The following is a 24,649-nucleotide window of genomic DNA, read 5'->3' as shown; positions in this document are numbered from 1 at the left end:
TGTTCAAATTAAAACCGCAGGGATAAAGGTTGTTATGGTGTTTATGGTGTTAATGCACCCTGATTTATAAGGATTATAAGATTAGTAGTAAATCCCGCTATTAACCCTGTTATTACTGTGTGAAATAATCATTATTTTAATCTTCTGTTCACAACTCCGCTTCTCTGCGATTACGACTCACATTTCGCCGTGATAGGCTTATTGAATGTATATCTCAGGTTCGCCGTGCAGCAGGTCGTATGAAATTCAGGTTACCTTTTCAGGTAAAACTCTTTTTATCTCTGGTGGTATTTTCCTGCGTGTTGCTGGCACTGCTGGGGGCTATTTTATTTCATATTATTGACCGTCAGTTACATCATGATCTGGGCCAGCGTGCACGGGTTCAGGCCAGCGAGATCGCTCTGATGCCGGGGCTGGCGCAAAAGGTGCAGGCCCGCGATATCCCCGGCATCGCGAAACTAATCCAGCCATTACGCGATAAAAGTGACGCCAGTTATATCGTTATCGGCGATACCCGCGAGCTGCATCTTTATCATTCCGAATCCCCGGAGCGCATAGACCTGCCGATGATTGGCGGTGATAACGCCGGTGTGCTGGCCGGTAAAACCATTATTTCCGTACGTCAGGGCGGCATCGGCGTTTCATTGCGCAGCAAAGCCCCGATTCTGGATGCCAGTAATCAGGTGATCGGCATTGTCTCGGTCGGTTATCTCACCTCTTACATCGATAATATTAATGGCCGCCGTCTGGCGCAGGCCGGTTTATACGGTTTACTGCTTTTATTACTGCTGTTTATTTTTTCATGGATGTTCACCCGCAACGTTAAAAAACAGATGTTCTGGCTGGAACCCAAAGATATTGCCCTGCTGGTCCGCCAGCAAAAAGCGTTGCTGGAAGCCATGTATGAGGGCGTATTTGCGATCAACGCCGAAAGGCAACTGATTTCAATTAACCGGGCCGCACGCGAGTTACTGGATATCCGCCAGCCCGAAAACGAGCTACTGGGTAAACCGCTGGCGGAGGTGCTTCAGACGCCGCCCACGTTCTTTACGCAACGTGGTGTCAGTGAAAACAACAGTCAGCATGATCAGATTACGGTACTCAATCAGAGACAGGTGATCGTCAACCGCGTACCCATCGAACTTGAACCCGGTGCAGAAAGTGGCTGGGTATTCAGTTTCCGTGATAAAAACGACATTAATACGCTGAGCAGCCAGCTGAGTCAGGTGAAGCGCTACGCCGATAACCTTCGCATTATGCGCCATGAACAACTGAACTGGACTGCGACGCTGGCGGGCTTGCTGCAAATGCAGCGTTACGACGATGCAATGCGCTATATTCAGGCGCAGTCGGAAGGCGCGCAGGCCGTGCTGGATTTCGTCTCAGCACGCTTTACCTCGCCAGCACTTTGTGGCCTGCTGCTGGGGAAATACGTCAGTGCACGCGAAAAAGGCGTCGAACTGAGTTTCGATCCCGCCTGTCAGCTCACCCGCATACCGGCAGCCATCAGTGAAACCGAACTGATGTCAGTGATTGGTAATTTGCTGGATAACGCCGTGGACGCCACACTGAAAGCACTGACGCCCCCGGCACCGGTCGAATTGTATATTTCCGACCGGAACCGGGAACTGCTGATTGAAGTCGCCGATCAGGGCAGCGGCGTGGAAGATGCACTCAAGCCGCACCTGTTTGAACAAGGCGTCACCAGCAAGCCCTCCAGCGGGCAGGACGCCACGGGTGCAGAACACGGTATCGGCCTGTATCTGGTGGCCGGTTATGTCCGTCAGGCGGGTGGCAGCATCGAAATCTCAGACAACACGCCGCAAGGTACAATATTTTCAGTCTTTATCCCGTATCCGGCAGAAGCGTTAACAGGACAGAACCATGAATAACAGCAGCGCACTCGATGTCGTGATTGTGGAAGATGAGCCACATCTGGCTGGTCTGCATCGTGATTTTATCGAGCAAAATTTCAACCTGCGCGTCGTCGGCATTGCGGCCACACTGGAGCAGACGCGTTCTCTGCTGCGCCTGCATCAGCCGCGTCTGATCTTACTCGATAACTATTTGCCGGATGGTCAGGGTGTCGATCTGATCGACAGCCCGTTGCTGAAAAGCTTCGATTGCTCGGTGATTTTCATTACCGCTGCCAGCGATATGCAAACCTGTAGCCAGGCCATGCGCAGCGGCGCGTTCGATTACATCATCAAGCCGGTGTCGTTCCATCGTCTGCGCAGTTCACTCGAGCGCTTTATGCAACTGGTGCAAACGCTGCGTAATGTGAAAGTGGTCGATCAGCGGGCCCTGGATAAGTTGTTCAATCTGCCCGCCAGCGATACACCGGCAGCCCCTTCTGCCAAAGGCATCGAGCCGAATACGCTCGAACTGGTTCAGCGGGTTTTCACGGCGAAACCCGACGTCAGCTGGTCGGTGGAACAGGTGGTTGAAGAGGTTGGGATCAGCAAAACGACCGGTCGCCGCTATCTGGAATATTGCGTGGAAATTGGCTTTATCGGCGTCGAGATGCAGTACGGAAATATCGGTCATCCGAGACGTCTGTATCGCAAAATAGCAGACGAAGAAAAATCCGTATCCTGAGGCCGAATTCCGGCCGTTTTGCGTGAAGAACTTCCCCTTCCCTGCCGGTGTCATCACCGGCGAATTTCCCGCATACCCCGCCTGTTCAGGTGATTATTTCATTACGTAGTCATCTTTCAGACAAGCGGTAAATTCACGGCTTTCACGCAAAGCTCAAATCTCTATTTACCCTTGCAAATCCCCTCCTCATAAAACGCATTAACCTCAGGGTAATACCTCAATGATTTCGTTCTAAAATCACACAAATAAAAAAGACAATAAAACCCATAAAATCAGTAAATTACTTATATTTTTAGCGAAGCCATCCGTCGTGAAATTAGGCAAAAACCCAAAGTATTCTGGCGGGATAAATTGTCATTAATTGTCAGTTTGAATTTACCGAAATTAAACACCGCAAATACAGATAAATACGTAACCAGAAACCCAATCATGAATATTCACCGGAAACATTGAGACTTGTCTCAGAATTTCGATGTGTTAGGGTATAACGCGTTCACTATTTCGTTACAGGCAAAATCCTATACGGTCCAACACAAAAATTAGACATCGAGCCGATACGGCTATTTATATCCAAGGAATGCACATTGCATGGCAATTAAAATCGAAGTAAAGAATCTTTATAAGGTATTTGGCGAAAACCCGGATCGCGCTTTCAAGATGATTGATGCAGGCAAGGGTAAAGAAGAGATTTTTGAGAAAACCGGTCTTTCACTTGGCGTTAAGAATGCCAGTCTGGCCATTGAAGAAGGCGAGATTTTCGTCATCATGGGGTTATCCGGTTCCGGTAAATCCACCATGGTACGCCTTCTCAATCGTCTGATAGAGCCCACCCGTGGCGAAGTCCTGATCGACGGCGAAGACATCGCCAAAATCTCAGAAGCAAAATTGCGCCAGGTGCGCCGCAGTAAAATCAGTATGGTATTTCAGTCCTTTGCGCTGATGCCACACCTGACCGTGTTGAATAACACCGCGTTTGGTATGGAGCTGGCTGGTGTGCCGGTCGAAGAGCGCAATACCAAAGCGCTTGACGCGCTGCGTCAGGTCGGGCTGGAAAACTATGCCAACTCTTATCCGGATGAATTGTCAGGCGGGATGCGCCAGCGTGTCGGTTTAGCGCGTGCTATGGCCAACAACCCTGACATTCTGCTCATGGATGAAGCCTTCTCTGCACTTGACCCGTTAATTCGTACCGAAATGCAGGATGAACTGGTGAAGCTGCAGGCTCAGCATCAGCGCACCATTGTGTTCATTTCTCATGATCTGGACGAAGCCATGCGTATTGGCGACCGCATCGCCATTATGCAGGGCGGCGAAGTGGTACAGGTCGGCACGCCGGAAGACATTCTTAATAATCCGGCCAACGACTATGTGCGCACGTTCTTCCGTGGTGTGGATATCAGTCAGGTCTTCAGTGCCAAAGACATTGCCCGCCGCCGTGGCGCGCTTATTCGTAAAACCCCCGGTTTTGGTCCACGTGCCGCTCTCAAGCTGCTCGAAGATGAAGACCGCGAATATGGTTATGTGCTTGAACGTGGACAGAAATTCATTGGCGTGGTGTCGATTGAATCCCTGAAAACCGCGCTCAAAACCAATCAGTCGCTGGAAAGCGCCTTGCTGGAATCTCCGGCAGCCGTGCAGGCAGACATGCCGCTCAGCGAACTGATTTCCCATGTCGCCGCCGCGCCTTGCGCTGTGCCGGTCGTCAATGAGGACAATAACTATATCGGCATTATTTCCAAAGCCATGCTGCTTCAGGCTCTGGACAAAGAAGGGGGTAACGAATGAGCACTTCAACCATAACGAACACCATTACACAGCACGCGCAGGCCGCTCAGGCCCAGGCTCTCGATCCTTCCGTGGATCCGTGGAGTGCCGATAACGCCAGTGGCGGTGTCGCGCCACAAGCTGACGCCGCCACCCATGCCGCGCCAGCCGATGCAGGCAGCAGTGATCCGTGGGGCGGCAGCAGCGATGCCGCAACCAGCACACCAGACGCGACGCACCATGCCGCCGCACAGACCAACGACTGGCTGAGCGTCGCCCCGGAACAGCATCAGCATTTTAATATTCTCGATCCGTTTCACAGCACACTGATCCCGCTCGACCGCTGGGTGACGGAGGGGATCGACTGGCTGGTCGGTAACTTCCGCCCGGTATTTCAGGGGATCCGTGTTCCGGTCGATTTCGTCCTGAGCGGTTTCCAGCATGGTCTGGAATCCCTGCCAGCGCCGATTGCGATCCTGGTCTTCGCCCTGCTCGCCTGGCAGATGGCCGGTTTCGGCATGGGTGCTGCCACGCTGGTTTCGCTGGTGTTGATTGGCGCAATCGGTGCCTGGTCACAGGCAATGGTGACGCTGGCGCTGGTTCTGACCTCGCTGTTCTTCTGTATCCTGATCGGCCTTCCGCTCGGGATATGGCTGGCGCGCAGTCAGAGAGCGGCGAAAATTATCAGGCCGCTGCTTGATGCCATGCAGACCACACCGGCGTTCGTCTATCTGGTGCCGATCGTGATGCTGTTTGGTATCGGTAACGTGCCGGGCGTAGTGGTAACGATTATCTTCGCCCTGCCGCCGGTGGTGCGTCTGACCATTCTGGGTATCAATCAGGTGCCGGAAGACTTGATCGAAGCCGCGAAATCCTTTGGTTCCAGCCCGCGTCAGTTGCTGTTTAAAGTTCAGTTGCCGCTGGCGATGCCGACCATCATGGCCGGTATTAACCAGACGCTGATGCTGGCGCTGTCGATGGTGGTTATCGCCTCGATGATCGCCGTCGGTGGTCTGGGTCAGATGGTACTGCGCGGTATTGGTCGTCTGGATATGGGTCTGGCGTCAGTCGGTGGTGCGGGTATCGTTATTCTCGCTATTATCCTCGACCGTCTCACCCAGTCGATGGGACGCGACAGCCGCAGTAAAGGCGGTCACCGCTGGTTCACCCGCGGTCCTGTCGGTCTGGTGATGAAGCCTTTCACGAAGAAAGCCTGATTCACACACTGCATTTTTCCCGGCGGCTCGCTGCCGGGAACTCTCAAAAAGCTAAAAAAACGCAGTCCACTCTTACGTATTCAACAGCAAGAATAAGGGTTCACCATGCGCACAACTCAGAATAAAACACAGATCAAAGCACTCATCCTCGCAGTATCCATGGCAACTCCCGCCGCTTTCGCTGCCGATTTACCGGGCAAAGGCGTGGTCGTCAAACCGTTGCAAAGTACCATCGCGGAAGAAGCCTTCCAGACAGAACTGGTTAACCGCGCGCTGGAAAAACTGGGCTATGACGTTCAGCAAACCGGCGAAGTGGATTACAACGTGGCGTATACCGCCATCGCCAGCGGCGATTCTACCTACATGGCGGTGAACTGGGAGCCGCTGCAAAAAGACATGTATAACACAGCCGGTGGCGACCAGAAATTCTACCGTCAGGGCACCTACATCAGCGGCGCAGCGCAGGGTTATCTGATCGATAAAAAAACCGCCGACAAATATCACATCCACGATTTGTCACAGCTGAAAGATCCGAAGATCGCCAAACTCTTTGATGCTGACGGCGACGGCAAAGCGGATATGGCGGGTTGTAATCCGGGCTGGGTCTGCGGCCAGGTGATCAACACCCAAATCAAAGCCTACGGTCTGAGCAATACCGTGACGCAAAACGAGGGGAACTATTCGGCGATTATCGCTGACACCCTCACCCGGTTTAAATCCGGTAAGCCGGTGTTGTACTTCACCTGGACGCCGTACTGGGTCAGCAACGAGATGAGACCGGGCAAAGACGTGGTCTGGCTGACTGTGCCGTTCTCGGCCAATCCGGGTTCGCAGAAAGATCTCGATACCACGCTGCCGAACGGCAAGAACTATGGTTTCCCGGTCAATAACGAACACATCGTGGCGAACAAAGCCTGGGCTGAGAAAAACCCGGCGGCCGCGAAACTGTTCGCCATCATGAAACTGCCACTGGCCGACGTGAATGCGCAGAACCTGCGGATGCATGAAGGTGAATCCTCATCAGAAGATATCCAGCAGCATGTTGATGGCTGGATCAAGGCGCATCAGGCGACCTTCGATGGCTGGATCAAAGAAGCTGCCGCCGCAGCAAAATAACGCATTATAAAAATCGAGGAATTTATGAAAAAGACAGGAATCTGGGCAGTTGCCGCCCTCACCACATTTGCAACAGCCACCACATTCGCCGCCGATCTGCCGGGTAAAGGCATCAGCGTGACACCCGTTCAGAGCACCATCAGCGAAGAGTCTTTTCAGACAGAACTGGTCAGCAAGGCGCTGGAGAAACTGGGCTATGACGTTCAGCCAACCCGCGAGGTCGATTACAACGTCGGCTACACCACCCTGGCTGCCGGTGATGCCACTTTCACCGCCGTCAACTGGTCACCGCTGCATGATGAAATGTATAAAGCCGCCGGTGGCGACAAAGTGTTTTACCGTGAAGGGACTTACGTGACCGGCGCGGCACAGGGCTGGCTGATCGATAAGAAAACCGCTGAGAAATACCACATCACTAATATCGAACAGCTGAAAGACCCGAAACTGGCCAAACTGTTTGATACCAACGGCGACGGCAAAGCCGATCTGACCGGTTGTACACCGGGCTGGGGCTGCGAAGCGGCGCTGAATGAACAGCTGAAAGCCTATGGTCTTGAACCGACCGTGACGCACAATCAGGGTAACTACTCTGCGATGATCGCTGACACCATCACGCGTTACAAAGAAGGTAAACCGATCTTCTATTACACCTGGACGCCGTACTGGGTGAGCAATGTGCTGATCCCGGGCAAAGACGTGCTGTGGATGCAGGTACCGTTCTCCGTGGTGCCAGGGGATAAAAACGCCGATACCAAACTGCCAAATGGCAAAAACTACGGTTTCCCGGTGAGCACTATGCACATCGTGGCGAACAAAGCCTGGGCTGAGAAAAACCCGGCGGCAGCAAAACTGTTTGCCATCATGAAACTGCCTCTGAAAGACATCAATGCGCAGAACGCCGCGATGCACGCGGGTAAAAATTCAGATGCGGATATCGCTGCACAGACCGACGGCTGGATCAAAGCCCATCAGGAAGAATTTGATGGCTGGGTAAAAGAAGCGGCTGCCGCAGCGAAATAACGCAGTCACAGACTCAGTAAGGCCAGCGGGCGGAGAGAGATCTCCGCCCGTTTTTTTGTGGGTGATTGCTGGTGTGTGTATTGGTGTGTATAATCATCCATCACCAAGGAGAGCCCATGAAATCAACGGAATTGATTAAAGCGCTGCTTGCAGCGGGTTGTGAACTCAAGCGTCACCGGGGAGGAAGTCATCAAATTTGGTGGTCACCTGTCACCAACAAAACCTTTCCCGTTCCCCACCCCAAAAATGATTTACCTGTGGGAACTCTCAAATCCATTAGAAAAATGGCAGGGATATGATCCTGCAACTGGAGGTTGAATATGTTCTTTTCAGTCGGTCTTGAAACACCAAAAGATGACAAAACCGCTTACGGTATGGTGGTACCTGCATTTACCGCGTTTGATTACGGATGCTTCTCTGCAGCGGATACCCGTGAAGAAATCGCCCCTATGGTTCGCGAAGCCATCCTGATGACAGTAGAAGATTTGATCGAAAGCGAACGCTTTGTTGTTGACGATATTTTTGATGCAGGCCATTTGGTGTATGCCGCTAATCCCGAATATGCCGACTTCGATACCTGGTTTTTGATTGATATTGATCTCTCGGAATTCGAAGGGAAAGCGCATCGAATCAATATTTCGCTGCCTGACACCCTGATCAAACGCATTGATAATAAAGTTAAAAATCATCCGTCATATCGCGACCGCAGCCATTTTCTGGCGATGGCCGCACGTAAAGAATTGCTGACCTGACAATCTGACAGCAGGAAGCCCCTCCTGTTGTCGGCTCTCTTGCCACTGTGTCTATTACAAAACCAAATAGTTGCCATTAAAACTATTCATTGGTTTAATATTTCAACCAAAACGATAATCATCATCCGAATTTCCCCTGATTCTTCAATAAGATCTGTTAAATCTCATTATGAAAAAAACGACCACACATTCCCCACTCAGCCCGGCACTGATTATTCTGATGGCGGTGGCCACCGGGCTTGCCGTCGCCAGTAACTATTATCCGCAACCGTTGCTGGAAACCATCGCCCGCGCTTTTAATCTTTCCGTCAATCAGGCCGGGTTTATTGTGACGGTGGCGCAGCTCGGTTACGCCTGTGGGTTGATGTTTATCGTGCCGCTGGGCGATATGTTTGAGCGTCGCGGTTTAATCGTGCTGATGACGCTGCTTTCCGCCGCCGGACTGCTGATCACCGCCATGGCGCCCACGCTGACCGTCATGCTGGTCGGGACGGCGCTGACAGGACTGTTCTCGGTCGTGGCGCAGATTCTGGTGCCGCTGGCCGCCACACTGGCGGAACCGGAGCGTCGCGGTAAAGTGGTCGGACTGATTATGTCTGGCTTGCTGCTGGGTATTCTGCTGGCGCGAACCGTCGCTGGTGCGCTGGCGTCGCTGGGCGGCTGGCGGACGGTGTACTGGGTTGCCAGTGCGCTGATGATCGTGATGGCGCTGGTGCTGTGGCGCAAGCTGCCGAAACATCAGCAAAAAACGGATCTGAATTATCTACAACTGCTGAAATCCATTTTTACGCTGTTCATCCACACGCCGGTGTTACGTACCCGCGCGCTGATCGGCATGTTCTGCTTCGCCAACTTCAGCATTTTGTGGACGTCGATGGCGTTCCTGCTGGCTGGCCCGGCGTATCACTATTCCGAAGGGGTAATCGGCCTGTTTGGTCTGGTGGGGGCGGCGGGGGCACTGGCGGCCACCCGTGCAGGGAATCTGGCGGATAAAGGCAAAGCGCATCTGACCACGACCGCCGGGCTGGTGCTGCTGTTACTGTCATGGGCTGCGATTGCCCTGGGACAACACTCGGTGATTTCGCTGATTATCGGTATCATCGTTTTGGATCTTTCGGTTCAGGGCGTACACATCACTAACCAAAGTGTTATCTATAAAACGATGCCGGAAGCGCGTAACCGCCTGACGGCGGGTTACATGACGACGTACTTTATCGGGGGTGCGGCAGGTTCACTGGTGTCGGCTTCAGCCTATCAGGCGGCAGGCTGGTACGGGGTCTCAGCAGCAGGCATCGTCATGTGTATACTGAATTTACTGGTCTGGTGGAAGGGTCATAAGTACACACTGGCCTGATAACGTACGAAACTACATCAGGCGGGAATCATCACCCCTCCTGATTAGCTTGCGAATAGTCATTTGTGAAATTTATTTGAACCAAAGGGTGTCAACAATACTTACAGTCTGGTAATGTTTACGCCATGAATTATTCGCCGGCAACCATCCGGTTTCACAATGTTTCAAATATCCATGCAAACCAATCCAGATCTCGAAGCACCTGACCCCGTCCGCGTTTCCACTTTCGCACAAGGTATTACCGATAGCCTTCCTATCGTGATTGGTTATCTGCCCATTGCTTTTGCATTCGGGCTCAGCGCGGTCAAACTAGGTTTCACTCCCGCTGAAAGTCTGCTGTTTTCCATTCTTATCTACGCTGGCGCCAGCCAGTTTGTGATCACCGCGCTGCTCAGTGCAGGAATGTCGTTGTGGGTTTCCGCCCTGACCGTGATGGCGATGGATGTCCGGCACGTGCTGTACGGCCCGTCGCTGCGCAATCGCCTGGCGGGAAAGCTCAATGGTAAAAAAACGGCGCTCTGGGCATTCGGCCTGACGGACGAAGTGTTCGCTGCCGCCACCGCCAGGCTGATCCGTGATAAACGCAGCTGGAGTGAAAACTGGATGTGCGGCATTGCGCTGTCATCGTGGCTGTCGTGGGTATCGGGCACCGCCGTGGGTGCACTGTTTGGTAATGGTCCGCTGGAAAATTTCCCGGCCGTCGAAGCCGCGCTGGGATTTATGTTACCGGCGCTGTTTCTGAGTTTCCTGCTCGCAGCTTTTAAGCGCCAGCAGAGCATAGTGTTTGTCGCCTCACTGGCCGGTGCGCTGGGCGGGCTGTTGTTCTGGTCGATCCCCGCTGCCATAGGCGGTGGTCTGGCCGCAGGGTGCCTTGCCGCCCTGCTGCAACGTCCTCAATCCCCTTCTGCCACGGAGATAACCTCAGATGAGCACTGATGTCATTCTGGTTTGTCTGCTCGTCGGCACCGTCAATTACCTGTTCCGGTATCTGCCTCTGCGCCTGGGTTCGCGGCAGAAATCGGGACTGAAAAATGGCCCGCTCTCCCGCGTGCTCGACAGCATTGGTATCGCGTCAATTTGCGCGCTGCTGGTGGTTTCAGGCACCCCTGAAATTCTGCGCGATCAACAAAAACTGCTGCCGTCACTGGCCGGTTTCGTTCTGCTCGCACTGATTTTCTGGCGTACCAAAAGCATCATTATTGCCACCCTGACCGGTGCCGTAGTGTACGGCCTGGTGTTCAAGGTGATGCTGCTGGCAAGCTGAGGGCCATTTTTACCGTAAGGCAACACCCGGGCAAAGTCTGCCTGATACATTAAACATCGAATAATTCACCGGAGTTATGAATAACACTAATTGCTAAAGAATTGGTGATTCATGACATTGATATTATTAATTACCATCGTTACTATGTCATTCGTAACTAATGAGGCTTCTCATATGGACAGTTCGTTCGCGCCAATTGAAAACATGTTGAATTTCCGGGCTAAAAAGCAAAAAGATTTCCCTTATCAGGAAATTCTGCTGACCCGCCTGTGTATGCACATGCAAAGTAAATTGCTTGAAAACCGTAATAAGATGCTGAAAGCACAAGGAATTAATGAAACGCTGTTTATGGCGTTACTCACCCTTGATGCGCAGGAAAGTCACAGCATTCAGCCTTCGGAGCTAAGCTCTGCGCTAGGTTCATCCCGCACCAACGCCACCCGTATTGCGGATGAGTTGGAAAAACGCGGATGGATCGAACGCCGTGAAAGCGATAACGACCGCCGGTGTCTGCATTTGCACCTGACGGCTGACGGTGAAGCCTTTATTCAGAAGTTACTGCCGCCTCAACATAAGAGCCTGCATTTTCTCTGGTCGACATTAGACGCAGATGAACAGAAGCAGTTAGAAACCCTGACGCGCAAACTGTTAACTCGCCTTGATCAGATGGATGCGACAGCACCACAACAATTCTAGATTTCTGTTCAGGTAAACCACACATGTCACTCCAAGCTCGCTGGAGGCTTACGCCGCTGTTTGCCGTTTTGACGTTGGCCGGCTGCGCCTCCAGTAATAATATTGCTCCTCAGTCGTCGCTGCTGGATACGCAACAGCTTCATCTGCAGCAGGAAAAAGTCAGTTCCCTGACCATCGGTCCTCAGTGGTGGCGCAGTCTTAATGACCCGCAACTCGATAATCTGATGACTACGACGTTGCAAAACTCGCCATCATTACGTCAGGCAGCCGCCCGCGTGCGCGAAGCGCAAAGTGTGATGGGAGAAGCTGATGCCGCCAATGGCCCTTATCTGGATTTGAACGGTTCAACGCGTCGTGAACGTGTCGCAAAAAACACGATCCCGCCGTTTTTGACCAGTTATCCCGAAGCGCCAATTTACGACAGCAGCAACAGCCTCGGGCTGAATCTGAGCTATGAGTTTGACTGGTGGGGGAAATACCGCAATCAGGTGAATGCCGCGAAAGCACAGGTGGATTCCGCCCGTGCTGAACAGGCTGAAGCCGCTCTGACGCTGACCAGTTCGGTGGCGTCAGCCTATTATCAGTTGCAGGCAGATCTTGCCTTGCAGGATGTTCTGCAACACGAAGTGGACAATAATCAGCATCTGGCTGATTTGCGTAAAGCGCAATATCAGGCAGGCGTGTACGGTGTTGAAATTCCGCAACAAACCCAGGCTCAGGCCGACAGTGCCAAACAGCAAATCATCAATCTGAAAGCGCAAACCGAACAGCTAAGACATCAGCTTTCCGCGCTGGCCGGACGTGGCCCGGATGCCATGAACGGGCTGCACGCCGTGGCATTGCCGTCGCCTGACACGCTGGCACCGAAAGGGGAACTGACGCTGGATTTACTCGGCAAACGCCCGGACATCGCTGCACAACGTGATCTGGTGGAGTCCTATTCCCAGCGGGTCAGTGCCGCGAAAAAAGAATTTTATCCAAGCCTTTCCATCAGTGCCTTCGGCGGTCTGACAACCACCAACTACGGCGGCACCAGCCCGAATCTTTTTGAAGCAGCCAGTAAAGCCTGGAATATCGCGCCAGCCATTTCGCTGCCAATTTTCCACGCCGGTGCGCTGCGCTCCAAACTGGGCGAAGAGTCCGCGTTATATGACCAGTCTGTTGAGTCGTATAACCAGACCATCCTGAACGCCATCCAGCAAACTGCGGATGCCATTACTGTCTCGAAAAGCAGCGTTGAACAATTGCAGCAGGCGTCTTCTGCCGCTAAATCGCTGGAAGAGGTGTATCGCGTTTCAGATGCAAGATACAACGCTGGCGTCATCGGACGGGATGAGCTGTTAACCAGCCAGTCAGCACTCCTGCAACAACAGCAGGCGCAACTCACTGCCAGCAGTCAGTTGATGCAGGCAAAAATCAGTCTCATCCGTGCGCTTGGGGGTGGCTATCAGGCCCCTGCCGCGGACCAAAAATCATAATAAAAGACTCAGTGTGGAGAAGACCATGAGCGCAAATGCCGACACTCAGGCAACGCCGCAAGCTCCGAAAAATAAGAAAAAGACGCGCAAAGTCGCGATGCTCTTGTTAACCGGAATTTTCATTATTATTGCCATCGCCTACCTGTTCTACTGGCTGCTGGTATTACGTCATTTCCAGTCTACCGACGATGCTTACGTGGCCGGTAATCAGGTACAGATTATGGCGCAGGTGTCGGGCAGCGTGACCGACGTCAACTTCGACAGCACCGACTTTGTGAAAAAAGGCGACGTGCTGGTGACCCTCGATCCGACCGATGCAGAGCAGGCTTTCGAGCGCTCTAAAACGGCGCTGGCAAACAGCGTGCGTCAGACGCATCAGTTGATCATCAACGGCAAGCAATATCAGGCCAATATCGCGCTGCGTCAGACCCAACTGCAACAGGCACAGACTGACCTTAAGCGCCGCATTGTGCTGGGTAATGTCGATGCCATTGGCCGCGAAGAACTGCAACACGCCCGTGACGCCGTCGATACCGCGAAAGCGCAATACGATGTCGCTGTTCAGCAGTACAACGCCAATCAGGCGATGATTCTGGATACGCCGGTCGATAAACAGCCGCAAGTTCTGCAGGCCGCCGCGCAGGTTCGTGACGCATGGCTTGCCCTGCAACGGACTAAAGTGCGCAGCCCTGTTGACGGTTTCGTTTCACGCCGTGCCGTACAAATCGGCCAGCAGATCAGCCCGACAACGTCCCTGATGGCCGTGGTGCCAGCGCATCACATCTGGGTTGATGCCAACTTTAAAGAAACCCAGCTGGCGAATATGCGTATTGGTCAGGTGGCAACCGTGGTCAGCGATATGTATGGCGATGACGTGAAATACCACGGCAAAGTCGTCGGTATGGACATGGGCACCGGCGGCGCGTTCTCGCTGTTACCTGCGCAAAATGCCACCGGCAACTGGATCAAAGTGGTTCAGCGTCTGCCGGTTCGTATCGAACTTAACGATCAGGAAGTGGCTGAACATCCGCTGCGTATCGGTTTATCGACACTGGTAACGGTTGATACTCAGAATCGCGATGGCCTGGTGCTGGCCGATAAAGTCCGTACCGAACCGTTGTATCAGACTTCAGCACTGACGCTGGATCTGGCACCGGTTAACGCCATTATTGCTGACGTTATTCATGCCAATGCAGGCTAAAACATCCGGAGGCCTCTGTGGCAAATAAACCGCTGGTAGGCGCCCCGCTGGCCTGGATGACGGTGGCTTTGTCTATGGCCACCTTTATGCAGGTGCTGGACTCGACGATCGCCAACGTGGCGATCCCGACCATCGCCGGGAATCTGGGTGCCTCGAACTCACAGGGTACCTGGGTTATCACCTCATTCGGGGTGGCGAATGCCATCTCGATCCCGATCACCGGCTGGCTGGCAAAACGCATCGGTGAGGTCAAACTGTTCCTGTGGTCCACAGTACTGTTCGCCCTCGCTTCATGGTTGTGCGGGATGTCCAACAGTCTGGAAATGCTGATCTTCTTCCGTGTGTTGCAGGGCGTGGTGGCAGGTCCGCTGATCCCGTTATCACAAAGTCTGTTACTGAATAACTATCCACCGGCCAAGCGGAGTACCGCGCTCGCGCTCTGGTCGATGACGGTGATCGTCGCCCCGATTTGCGGGCCGATCCTCGGCGGGTATATCAGTGATAACTATCACTGGGGATGGATCTTCTTTATTAACGTGCCGATTGGTCTGGCCGTGGTGTTCCTGACGCTCAGAACGCTGAAGGGACGCGAAACCGCCACGCAGATCCGTCCGATCGACAGTGTGGGATTAGTGCTGCTGGTGCTGGGTATCGGTGCCTTGCAGGTGATGCTCGACCGGGGTAAAGAACTCGACTGGTTTAACTCGACGGAAATTATCGTGCTGGCGGTCGTGGCGGTGGTCGCGCTCTGTTTCCTTGTGGTCTGGGAACTGACCGACGACCATCCGATCGTCGACTTGTCACTGTTTAAATCGCGAAACTTTACCATCGGCGTGCTGTGTATCAGCCTGGCCTACATGCTCTACTTCGGCGCGATTGTGTTGCTGCCGCAGCTGTTGCAGGAGGTTTACGGGTATACCGCCACCTGGGCCGGTCTGGCGTCCGCGCCGGTGGGTATTTTGCCGGTACTGATGTCGCCGATTATCGGGCGTTTCGCGCACCGTCTGGATATGCGAAAGCTGGTGACCTTCAGCTTTATCATGTATGCCTACTGCTTCTTCTGGCGTGCGTATACGTTCGAACCGGGGATGGATTTTGGCGCATCCGCCTGGCCGCAGTTTATTCAGGGCTTCGCGGTGGGTTGCTTCTTCATGCCGCTGACCACCATTATTCTGTCGGGATTACCGCCGGAACGGATGGCGGCGGCATCGAGTCTGTCGAACTTTATCCGTACACTGGCGGGGTCGATTGGTACGTCAATCACCACCACGTTATGGTCGAACCGTGAATCGCTGCATCACGCCCAGTTAACGGAAAACATCACGCCGTATAATCCGGCGGCGACGCAGACTTATCAGCAGCTCGAAGGTCTCGGTATGAGCCACCAGCAGGCTTCAGGATGGATAGCGCGGGAGATCACCAATCAGGGATTAATTATCTCTGCCAACGAGATTTTCTGGTTATCCGGCGGGGCGTTCCTGGTGTTGCTGATTTTAATCTGGTTCGCCCGACCGCCATTCACCAGTGGCGGTGGCGCGGGTGGTGCGCACTGATTCAGATAAACCCTGAATGTCAGAAAGCAAAACGGACGCCTTATGCGTCCGTTTTTTATGGCTGAAACCGGGCGATTACGCCTGGTTCTGACGCCACCATTCTGCCAGCAAAATACCGGATGCCACGGAAACGTTGAGGCTTTCCACTTTACCGGTACCGCCGATAGACACGCTCAGGTCGCCCTGCTGCCATGCGCTGTCAGATAAACCATCACTTTCTTCGCCCAGCACCAGCACCATTTTGGCCGGTAACTGCGCTTTGCCCAGCGCCGTACCTTTATGGCTCGACGTGGTCACGATGGTGTATCCCGCTTTACGGAAGGTTTCCAGCACTTCAAGGAAGTTATCCGCGCTGATGGCTTTAACGTGTTCCGCGCCGCCTTCTGCCGTACGGACTGCTGCGCCAGATTCCAGCTGGGCCGGATCCTGAACCATCATCCCGTTGATACCAAAATGCGCACAAGAACGCATGATACCGCCGAGGTTGTGCGGGTTACCGACGTTTTCCAGCGCCAGCACACAGTCTTTCGCCGGAGCCGTTTGCAGATACGTTTCTGCATCCAAACCCTGACGTTTTTTGATCAGGAAGCACACGCCGCCGTGGTGTTCGGTGCCGGAGGCTTTCGCCAGTTCGTCATCTTCAACCACATGGTAGGCTTTGCGGTTCGCCGCCATCCAGCGCAGCGCTTCGCGGAAACGCGGAGTCACGGACTGCACAAACCATGCACGCACAATCGCGTCCGGACGGCTGGCAAACAGTGCCTGACAGGCGTTTTCGCCATACACACGGGTTTCTTCCTGACGCTGACGACGCAGTTGTTCAGGATCGATAAAGCTTTTACCGCTGATACCGCCGTGATCCGGAACAGATTCATCTGCCGGCGGACGTGAAACTGTTTTCCACGGCGAAGAGTACGGGCCGTCGTCGTCACGCGCCGGACGACGCGGGCGATCATCACCACGGCGTGGTGCCGGTCCGCGGGAATCGCCACGGGAATCGCTGCTGCGACGCTCATTGCGGCGGGCATCGTCTGGACGGGAACCCTGGCGAGGTTTATCGCCCGGACGTCCTTTATTGTTAGAAGGACGTTTATCGTTATTGCGGTTATCGCCGTCGTCGTCACTGCGGACGTACATCACTTTGACTTTGCCGTTCTTGCCACTGAATGAATCGTTCATTTTTCTCTCCACCTACGCGCAGGGCGCGAAGATTACCTGATGTCTGTGAGCTAAGCCACAGGCTTTGGACCAAAAGCTAAAAACTATCGTAATCATTGAATAAACCACGTTGTTTACGTGACGTATCGACCCCATACTTACAACATATAAGTAACATATCAGCCGTGTTCTTTACCGCTTTTAAGGATAAAACCGGGGTTGTGGTTGATACCATTCTCACGTTAAGCAATGTAGAGGCTATTTTATGAATACGGTTTGTTCATCATGTCAGGCCACCAACCGCCTGCCTGAGGATCGTATCGACGACGGCGCAAAATGCGGCCGTTGCGGTCATGCACTTTTTGAAGGCGATGTCATTCACGCGACTGCCGCCACGCTGGACAAATACCTGCAGGATGATCTGCCGGTGGTTGTCGATTTCTGGGCACCGTGGTGTGGCCCTTGTGTTAACTTTGCGCCGATTTTTGAAGACGTTGCACAGGAACGCGCCGGTAAAATCCGCTTCATCAAGGTTAATACCGAAGCTGAACCTGAACTGAGCGCGCGGTTCCGTATCCGCAGTATTCCGACCATTATGGTGTTTAATGAAGGCAAAATGGTCGATATGTTGAGTGGAGCAATGCCTAAAGCACCGTTCAACAACTGGCTTAATGAATCATTGTAACGCATAAGCCGCTATAAAGCCCTGCTGAAGGCCCGTCACCGCACGGGCCTTTTTCTGTTCCGAACACAAGCCACTTGCCTGCCACCACCGGGCGATTAGAATAGCCGTTTTTCGCATACCGGAATGCCTATGTCAGACAATGCCGTCCTTCGCCTGCGTGAGCAGCGTTTAGCCCGATCCACCCGTCCTTTTCTTGCGCGTGGTTCACGGGCGATACGCTGTCAGACCTGCCTGTTGCCCAAACGCCACTGCATCTGCGCCACGCGCGAAATTCATCAGGCCACCAGCCGTTTTTGTCTGGTGATGTTTGACACGGAGCCGATGAAACCGAGCAATACGGGTCGCTTAATCGCGGACGTGTTGCCGGATACGCAGGCGTTTTTGTGGTCACGCACGCAAACCGATCCGGCTCTGCTGGAAGCAATTGCGGACCCGCAGCGTCAGGCTTATGTGGTGTTTCCCGCCTCTTTCGCCGAACCGCCGCGTCAGGTGTTTACCGAAGTTCCGGCGGGCAGCAAACCGCCTTTATTCATTATGCTCGACGGCACCTGGAACGAAGCGCGCAAAATGTTCCGCAAAAGCCCGTATCTGGATAATTTGCCGGTTTTCTCTCTCGATGTAAGCGCCAGCTCCGGCTATATCCTTCGGGAAGCCTCGCGCCCGGAACTGCATTGCACCGTGGAAGTGGCCGCCGCCCTGCTGGAAAAAGCCGGTGATCTCGATGCTTCAGCGGGCCTCTCACGCCACTTTACCCATTTCCGCACCCAGTATCTGGCCGGAAAACCCCATCATCCGGTGCACCAGCTCACAGCAAAGAACGAAGAAAACCTCTAGAATCATGGGAACATGATGAACCGGAGACGTTATGAGTCAGCGCGGACTGGAAGCCTTATTACGACCTGAATCTATCGCGGTCATTGGCGCGAGCAATAAACCGGGGCGGGCCGGATATCTGATGATGCGCAATCTGCTCGACAGCGGATTCAATGGCCCGGTGCTGCCGGTTACACCCGCTTATCGCGCGGTGTGCGGCGTACTGACCTGGCGGGATGTCGCCAGCCTGCCGATGTCGCCCGATCTCGCCATTCTCTGTACGCACGCTGACCGCAATCTTGCATTGCTCGAACAGCTCGGCGAACGTGGCTGCAAGACGGTCATTGTGCTTTCCTCACAGCCACAACAATTCGCTGAACTCAAAACCAGCGCCCAGCGCTTTTCGATGCGCCTGCTCGGACCCAACAGCCTGGGCATTCTTGCACCGTGGCAAAAACTAAACGCCAGTTTTTCGCCGGTGCCCATCCTGCCCGGTAAGCTGGCGTTTATTTCGCAATCGGCTGCGGTCGCCAATACGATTCTGGACTGGGCGCAACAGCGTGCCGTCGGCTTTTCCTATTTCGTATCACTGGGCGACAGCCTGGATATTGATGTCGATGACCTGCTCGATTTCCTCGCCCGCGACAGTAAAACCAGCGCTATTTTGCTCTATCTCGAACACATCAGCGATGCACGGCGCTTTCTTTCTGCCTCACGCAGTGCCTCACGCAATAAACCGATTCTGGTGATCAAAAGTGGTCGCAGCGGACAGGCGCAGCAATTACTCAACAGCCCGCTTAGCCTCGACGCCGCCTATGATGCGGCTATTCAGCGCGCCGGTTTACTGCGCGTGCAGGATACGCACGAGCTGTTTTCCGCCGTTGAAACGCTGAGCCATATGCGCCCGTTACGCGGTGAGCGTTTGTTTATCATCAGTAACGGTGCCGCTCCTGCCGCGATGGCGCTGGATCAGTTGCTTTCGCGTAACGGCAAACTGGCGAAACTGAGCGATGAAACCTGCCAAAAACTGAGTGCCATTCTGCCTGACAATATTGCCGTCTCGAATCCGCTGGATTTGCATGATGACGCCACACCGCAGCTGTATCAGGCTGTGATGACCACCCTGCTGGACAGCACTGATTACGATGCGCTGCTGGTGATCCACGCCCCCAGCGCCGTCGCACACGGTACGGTGACCGCCAGCCATCTGATCGATGCTGTGCATAAGCATTCGCGTGGCAAATACATCACGCTGCTAACCAACTGGTGCGGCGAGTTTTCCTCGCAGGAAGCCCGCAAGTTATTCACCGAAGCCGGGATCCCGACTTACCGGACACCGGAAGGAACGGTGACGGCGTTTATGCATATGGTGGAATATCGCCGGAACCAAAAGCAGCTGAAAGAAACACCGGCACTTCCGGCCGACCTCGAGCAGAACACTGATCAGGTGCATCAGTTGATCGCCCGCACACTGGCGGAAGGCACGACACAGCTGGATACACATGAGGTACGCCCGATTTTGCAGGCGTACGGCATGAATGTGCTGCCGACGTGGATTGCCAGCGACAGCGCAGAAGCGGTGAATATCGCCAGCCAGGTGGGTTATCCGGTGGCGCTGAAATTACGCTCCCCTGACATCCCGCATAATTCTGAAGTACAGGGCGTGATGTTATATCTGCGTACCGCCAGCGAAGTCGCGCAGGCGGCGAATGCCATTTTTGACCGTGCCAGACAGGCGTTTCCGCAGGCGAGAATTCTGGGGCTGCTGGTGCAAACCATGGCCAACCGGCCAGGCTCACAAGAATTGCGCGTGGTGGTCGAACAGGATCCGGTATTCGGCCCGCTGATCATGCTGGCCGAAGGCGGTACCGACTGGCGACCTGAAAGACAGTCGGCGATTTCCCTGCCGCCGCTGAACATGACGCTTGCACGTTATCAGATAGTTCAGGCGCTGAAGAGTGGCAAAATTCGTGGTCGCCATGCCCTGCATCCTCTTGATATACCGGCGCTGAGTCAGTTGCTGGTGAATGTGTCGAACCTGATTATCGACTGCCCGGAGATCGAACGGCTGGATATCCATCCTCTGCTGATTTCCGGCAGTGAGCTCAGCCTGCTGGATGTGTCCATGCAGCTTTGTGCACAGGGAGCAGAGGCACCGTCACGACTGGCGATTCGCCCTTATCCGCGCGAGTTGGAAGAGCGCGTTATACTGAAAGACGGATCACCGGCATTGTTCCGGCCAATCCTTCCGGAAGATGAGCCGCTGCTTAAAGCATTTATCCTGAAAGTCACTAAGGAAGACCTGTATTACCGCTACTTCAGTGAGATCAATGAGTTCACCCATGAAGATTTAGCGAACATGACACAGATCGACTACGACCGTGAAATGGCGTTCGTCGCCATTCGTACTGTGAATGATGAAAGTGAAATTATTGGCGTCACCCGGGCGGTCTCGGATCCGGATAATATTGATGCTGAATTCTCGGTACTGGTGCGGTCGGATCTGAAAGGTCTGGGGCTCGGAAGGCGGCTGCTTGATAAGATGATCCATTACGCGGCAGAGCACGGCCTGCAACGTCTGACCGGCATTACGATGCCCAATAACCGTGGCATGATCACGCTGGCCAGAAAACTCGAATTCGACGTCGATATTCAGATCCAGGACGGCATTGTGAACCTCTCACTGGCACTGGAAAAGACCCGGATTTCGCAGCAGAAAGCCGCGAGCCTGCGCCATGAACAGGCAAAAGATGCGCACATGGGGCAGGACTAATGGTATTATCGACCGATTGTGCGGTTACCACTGTCTGCTTGTGCCGCTAAAGCCATTACATGAAGAGAGAAGAAGCGCACTGTGATGTTGTCAAAATTTAAACGTAATAAACATCAACAACACCTTGCTCAGCTGCCCAAACTCCCCCAAACGGTTGATGCTGTAAAAACACTCTACTGCCCTGCAGATTTCCGTAAGACGCTGCTCGAAGCCATTGCCAACGCCACCCAACGGATTTATCTGGTCGCGCTCTATTTAGAGAACGATGATGGCGGTCGTGATGTATTGTCGGCGCTATATGCCGCCAAGCAGCAACGTCCTGAACTGGAGATTTGTGTGCTGGTTGACTGGCACCGCGCGCAGCGTGGTCGCATTGGCGCGGCAGCGTCAAACACCAATGCTGACTGGTATTGTCGCATGGCAAAAGAGCATCCTGAGCTTTCCGTGCCGGTGTATGGCGTTCCGGTCAATACCCGTGAAGCGTTAGGTGTTTTGCATCTCAAAGGCTTTGTTATTGACGATCAGGTGATCTACAGCGGCGCGAGCCTCAATGATGTTTATCTGCATCGTCATGAAAAATACCGCTACGATCGCTATCAGTTACTGTCCAACGCCCCGCTGGCAGATGCCATGATCGACTTTATGAAGAAGTCGATCCTGACAGCCGCAGCGGTACAGCGTCTTGATCGTGAAGATCGCCCGAAAAGCATTGAGATTAAAAACGAAACGCGTCAGTTCCGTCAGAATCTGCGCAGCAGCGGTTATCATTTCAAAGACAGCGCAGGGAATGATGAGCTGGCAGTGACCCCTATCGTCGGTCTGGGCAAACAAAATGAGCTTAACCGTACTATCCATCATCTCATGGCCAGTACGGAACATAAGCTGACGTTGTGTACGCCTTATTTCAATATGCCTGCCATGCTGGCACGTAATATTATTCATCTGCTGCGTCGTGGTAAGCAGGTTGAAATTATCGTGGGTGACAAAACCGCAAACGATTTTTATATTCCGCAGGATCAGCCATTCAAAATCATCGGTGCCTTACCGTATTTGTATGAAATTAATCTGCGTCGTTTCCTGAGCCGTTTACAACGCTTCGTGGACAGCGGACAGTTGATTGTCCGCCTGTGGAAAGACGGTGATAACAGCTATCACCTGAAGGGAATGTGGGTGGATGACCGCTGGCAACTTATTACCGGTAATAACCTGAATCCTCGCGCCTGGCGTCTGGATTTGGAGAATGCCATTTTGATCCATGATCCGCATAAAGAGCTGGCGATCGCGCGACACAAAGAACTGGAAGAAATACGCCAGCACACGCAGGTTGTCTCGCATTATATGGAGCTGGAAAGTATTCCTAATTACCCGGTGAAAGTCCGTAAGCTTATCCGCCGTCTGCGCCGGATACGTATCGACAGATTAATCAGCCGGATTCTGTAATTGGCTATACTGAAAGCCTGATCATCGTGATCGGGCTTTTTTGTATTTGGAATTCCACTTTGTGATGCAAAAATTCTCCTGGCTCTCAGGCTTCCTGTCATTATGCTTATAGCAGGCGCAGCTGCTGGCTACAGCGCTTACCATCTTATCCATTATTAAAAGTGCATCCCTGCACTCTCTCCGTAAGAATTACAGCTGTATTTCCTTTCCTTTGCGGTGCAATTTCATCGATACGACCAAAGCGATCAAACACATTACGCAGACATACCAGAAAAATACTTCCTCTATATTCCAGGATTTAAAGGTCAGGGCGACATATTCTGCCGAACCACCAAACACAGCATTTGCAACCGCATAAGATAATCCGACACCCAATGCCCTCACTTCCGGCGGGAACATTTCCGCCTTTAATAATCCGCTGATTGATGTGTAAAAACTGACAATCAGCAGTGCCAAAACAATAAGTCCGAAGGCGATATAAGGACTGGTAACGGTTTGCAGAATATACAAAATCGGGATGGTGAAAACAGTCGCCAGGCCGCTGAATATCAACATAGAACTGCGTCGACCTATTTTATCCGAGAGCCCGCCAATAATAGGCTGCAAACACATAAAGACAAACAGGGCGACGGTCATTAAGGCACTCGCTGTTTTGGTATCCATCCCGGCAGTATTCACCAGATATTTTTGCATATAAGTGGTGAAGGTATAGAAGGTCAGGGATCCTGCCGCCGTGAACCCTAATACCATCATAAATGCCTTTTTATGCTTCCATAAACCCGAGAGGGTACCAGCATCTTTATGCTCACGAGTTTGTTTATCTGATGTTTCGTTCAGTGAACGCCGCAGGAACAACGCCACGACAGCAAGCACAGCGCCTAAGGCAAAGGGGATCCGCCACGCCCAGGATTTAAGCTCATCATTGGAGAATATCTGCTGCAGTATAACCAGAACCAGAAGTGCTAATAGTTGCCCACCGATCAAGGTCACATACTGAAATGAAGCATAAAAACCGCGACGTCCTTTAATCGCAACTTCACTCATATAAGTTGCGCTTGTTCCGTATTCCCCACCAACAGAAAGCCCCTGGAATAGACGGGCGACCAGTAATAAGACCGGTGCCCAGCTGCCTATCGTCGCGTAGGTTGGCAAACAGGCGATCACCAGCGAACCGCAGCACATCATGCAGACCGAGATCATCATTGAGTTTTTGCGCCCATGTTTATCGGCGATATAACCAAATAACCATCCTCCAATAGGGCGCATAAAGAATCCTGCGGCAAAAACGCCTGCAGTTTGTAATAACTGGGTTGTACTGTTTCCGCTGGGGAAAAATGAAGAAGCAAAATAGAGCGAACAAAAGGAATAGACGTAGAAGTCAAACCATTCGACCAGATTTCCCGAAGATGCCCCCACAATCGCAAAAATACGTTTCTTCTTATCTTGCTGATCATGATTCTCAGATTGAGATCCCAGAGTATCCTTCATATTATTTTCTCCCAATAGTTCCTGCTATAAGCGTGGTTATGACTATTTTTTATCGATAGGAAATATTGAGTTAAGCAACGAATGGATAAGGAAGAGAGGAAAGTTGACGAGTTACCTGCGTTTGCGTTGTTTTTTGTGATGCAGCGCGTGGTTAAAGGTAACTTTTAGTTAAATTCCGCATAGCAAAAAGCCCCGTACTTTTGTACGGGGCTTTCCACTTATTTGATGCCTGGCAGTTCCCTACTCTCGCATGGGGAGACCCCACACTACCATCGGCGC

Annotated in this window: 21 protein-coding genes; 19 read left to right on the top strand and 2 right to left on the bottom strand. The window is 52.9% G+C overall.

The annotated features are described in order from the left end of the window. Positions 1–239 precede the first annotated feature (239 nt). The 15 genes from DXU84_RS22505 (at position 240) to emrB (ending at position 16,013) form a co-directional block, all read left to right on the top strand. The gene (locus tag DXU84_RS22505; protein ID WP_119261267.1) at positions 240–1,892 is read left to right on the top strand and encodes a sensor histidine kinase; all 1,653 of its coding nucleotides are present in this window, start codon (positions 240–242) and stop codon (positions 1,890–1,892) included. Next, the gene (locus DXU84_RS22500) at positions 1,885–2,598 is read left to right on the top strand and encodes a response regulator (protein ID WP_112152328.1); all 714 of its coding nucleotides are present in this window, start codon (positions 1,885–1,887) and stop codon (positions 2,596–2,598) included. The genes DXU84_RS22505 and DXU84_RS22500 overlap by 8 nt, the downstream gene beginning before the upstream one ends. A 588-nt stretch (positions 2,599–3,186) precedes the next feature. Then, positions 3,187–4,383 (top strand): glycine betaine/L-proline ABC transporter ATP-binding protein ProV, encoded by a 1,197-nt coding sequence (proV, locus tag DXU84_RS22495; RefSeq protein WP_013574088.1) that lies wholly within the window; start codon positions 3,187–3,189, stop codon positions 4,381–4,383. Then, on the top strand, positions 4,380–5,579 hold the full coding sequence (gene proW / locus DXU84_RS22490) for a glycine betaine/L-proline ABC transporter permease ProW (protein WP_013574087.1): 1,200 nt from the start codon (positions 4,380–4,382) through the stop codon (positions 5,577–5,579). Before proV ends, proW begins: the two co-directional genes overlap by 4 nt. Positions 5,580–5,684: 105 nt before the next feature. Next, positions 5,685–6,695 (top strand): glycine betaine/L-proline ABC transporter substrate-binding protein ProX, encoded by a 1,011-nt coding sequence (gene proX / locus DXU84_RS22485; RefSeq protein WP_153376679.1) that lies wholly within the window; start codon positions 5,685–5,687, stop codon positions 6,693–6,695. 24 nt (positions 6,696–6,719) lie between these two features. Continuing rightward, positions 6,720–7,715: a glycine betaine/L-proline ABC transporter substrate-binding protein ProX gene (proX, locus tag DXU84_RS22480; RefSeq protein ID WP_013574085.1), complete on the top strand. Its 996-nt coding sequence runs from the start codon at positions 6,720–6,722 to the stop codon at positions 7,713–7,715. 116 nt (positions 7,716–7,831) lie between these two features. Further along, positions 7,832–8,014, top strand: coding sequence for a type II toxin-antitoxin system HicA family toxin (locus DXU84_RS22475; RefSeq protein WP_013574084.1), 183 nt, complete (start codon positions 7,832–7,834; stop codon positions 8,012–8,014). 21 nt (positions 8,015–8,035) lie between these two features. Beyond that, on the top strand, positions 8,036–8,467 hold the full coding sequence (locus DXU84_RS22470; protein ID WP_013574083.1) for a type II toxin-antitoxin system HicB family antitoxin: 432 nt from the start codon (positions 8,036–8,038) through the stop codon (positions 8,465–8,467). Positions 8,468–8,636: 169 nt separating this feature from the next. Beyond that, complete coding sequence (locus DXU84_RS22465) at positions 8,637–9,821, top strand: MFS transporter (RefSeq protein ID WP_119261265.1); 1,185 nt, start codon at positions 8,637–8,639, stop codon at positions 9,819–9,821. Positions 9,822–9,995: 174 nt separating this feature from the next. Then, the gene (locus tag DXU84_RS22460; RefSeq protein ID WP_126124630.1) at positions 9,996–10,757 is read left to right on the top strand and encodes an AzlC family ABC transporter permease; all 762 of its coding nucleotides are present in this window, start codon (positions 9,996–9,998) and stop codon (positions 10,755–10,757) included. Continuing rightward, positions 10,747–11,085 (top strand): L-valine transporter subunit YgaH, encoded by a 339-nt coding sequence (gene ygaH, locus DXU84_RS22455; protein WP_013574080.1) that lies wholly within the window; start codon positions 10,747–10,749, stop codon positions 11,083–11,085. The genes DXU84_RS22460 and ygaH overlap by 11 nt, the downstream gene beginning before the upstream one ends. A gap of 174 nt (positions 11,086–11,259) precedes the next feature. Then, on the top strand, positions 11,260–11,781 hold the full coding sequence (mprA, locus tag DXU84_RS22450) for a transcriptional repressor MprA (protein ID WP_013574079.1): 522 nt from the start codon (positions 11,260–11,262) through the stop codon (positions 11,779–11,781). Between the two features lie 23 nt (positions 11,782–11,804). Beyond that, positions 11,805–13,259, top strand: coding sequence for an efflux transporter outer membrane subunit (locus DXU84_RS22445; protein WP_126124629.1), 1,455 nt, complete (start codon positions 11,805–11,807; stop codon positions 13,257–13,259). 25 nt (positions 13,260–13,284) lie between these two features. Then, on the top strand, positions 13,285–14,460 hold the full coding sequence (gene emrA / locus DXU84_RS22440; RefSeq protein WP_013574077.1) for a multidrug efflux MFS transporter periplasmic adaptor subunit EmrA: 1,176 nt from the start codon (positions 13,285–13,287) through the stop codon (positions 14,458–14,460). Between the two features lie 17 nt (positions 14,461–14,477). Then, positions 14,478–16,013, top strand: a complete 1,536-nt coding sequence (gene emrB, locus DXU84_RS22435) for a multidrug efflux MFS transporter permease subunit EmrB (protein WP_015689403.1) — start codon at positions 14,478–14,480, stop codon at positions 16,011–16,013. A gap of 75 nt (positions 16,014–16,088) precedes the next feature. Here emrB and DXU84_RS22430 read toward each other — a convergent pair whose 3' ends face one another. After that, complete coding sequence (locus DXU84_RS22430; protein WP_013574075.1) at positions 16,089–17,192, bottom strand: tRNA/rRNA methyltransferase; 1,104 nt, start codon at positions 17,190–17,192, stop codon at positions 16,089–16,091. Positions 17,193–17,436: 244 nt separating this feature from the next. Between DXU84_RS22430 and trxC the strand changes: the two genes are divergently transcribed. The 4 genes from trxC to pssA all read left to right on the top strand — a co-directional run bounded on the left by trxC (position 17,437) and on the right by pssA (position 22,882). Then, the gene (trxC, locus tag DXU84_RS22425; RefSeq protein ID WP_013574074.1) at positions 17,437–17,856 is read left to right on the top strand and encodes a thioredoxin TrxC; all 420 of its coding nucleotides are present in this window, start codon (positions 17,437–17,439) and stop codon (positions 17,854–17,856) included. Positions 17,857–17,985: 129 nt separating this feature from the next. Further along, positions 17,986–18,690 (top strand): tRNA-uridine aminocarboxypropyltransferase, encoded by a 705-nt coding sequence (locus tag DXU84_RS22420; RefSeq protein WP_013574073.1) that lies wholly within the window; start codon positions 17,986–17,988, stop codon positions 18,688–18,690. A 31-nt stretch (positions 18,691–18,721) separates the two neighbouring features. After that, on the top strand, positions 18,722–21,442 hold the full coding sequence (locus tag DXU84_RS22415; RefSeq protein WP_153376678.1) for a bifunctional acetate--CoA ligase family protein/GNAT family N-acetyltransferase: 2,721 nt from the start codon (positions 18,722–18,724) through the stop codon (positions 21,440–21,442). An 84-nt stretch (positions 21,443–21,526) separates the two neighbouring features. Continuing rightward, positions 21,527–22,882: a CDP-diacylglycerol--serine O-phosphatidyltransferase gene (pssA, locus tag DXU84_RS22410; protein ID WP_153376683.1), complete on the top strand. Its 1,356-nt coding sequence runs from the start codon at positions 21,527–21,529 to the stop codon at positions 22,880–22,882. 189 nt (positions 22,883–23,071) lie between these two features. On the opposite strand, the gene DXU84_RS22405 is transcribed toward pssA, so the two are convergent. Beyond that, positions 23,072–24,370 carry an MFS family transporter gene (locus DXU84_RS22405; RefSeq protein ID WP_013574070.1) on the bottom strand — a complete coding sequence of 433 codons (1,299 nt, stop codon included), beginning with the start codon at positions 24,368–24,370 and terminating at the stop codon, positions 23,072–23,074. Positions 24,371–24,649: the final 279 nt, after the last annotated feature.

Origin of the sequence: Rahnella sp. RcJ3 (assembly GCF_009498575.1) — a bacterium.
Classification (GTDB): Bacteria; Pseudomonadota; Gammaproteobacteria; order Enterobacterales; family Enterobacteriaceae; genus Rahnella; species Rahnella aceris.
The sequence above is the reverse complement of the archived record's forward strand: the minus strand, read 5'-3'. Positions and strand labels throughout refer to the sequence as shown.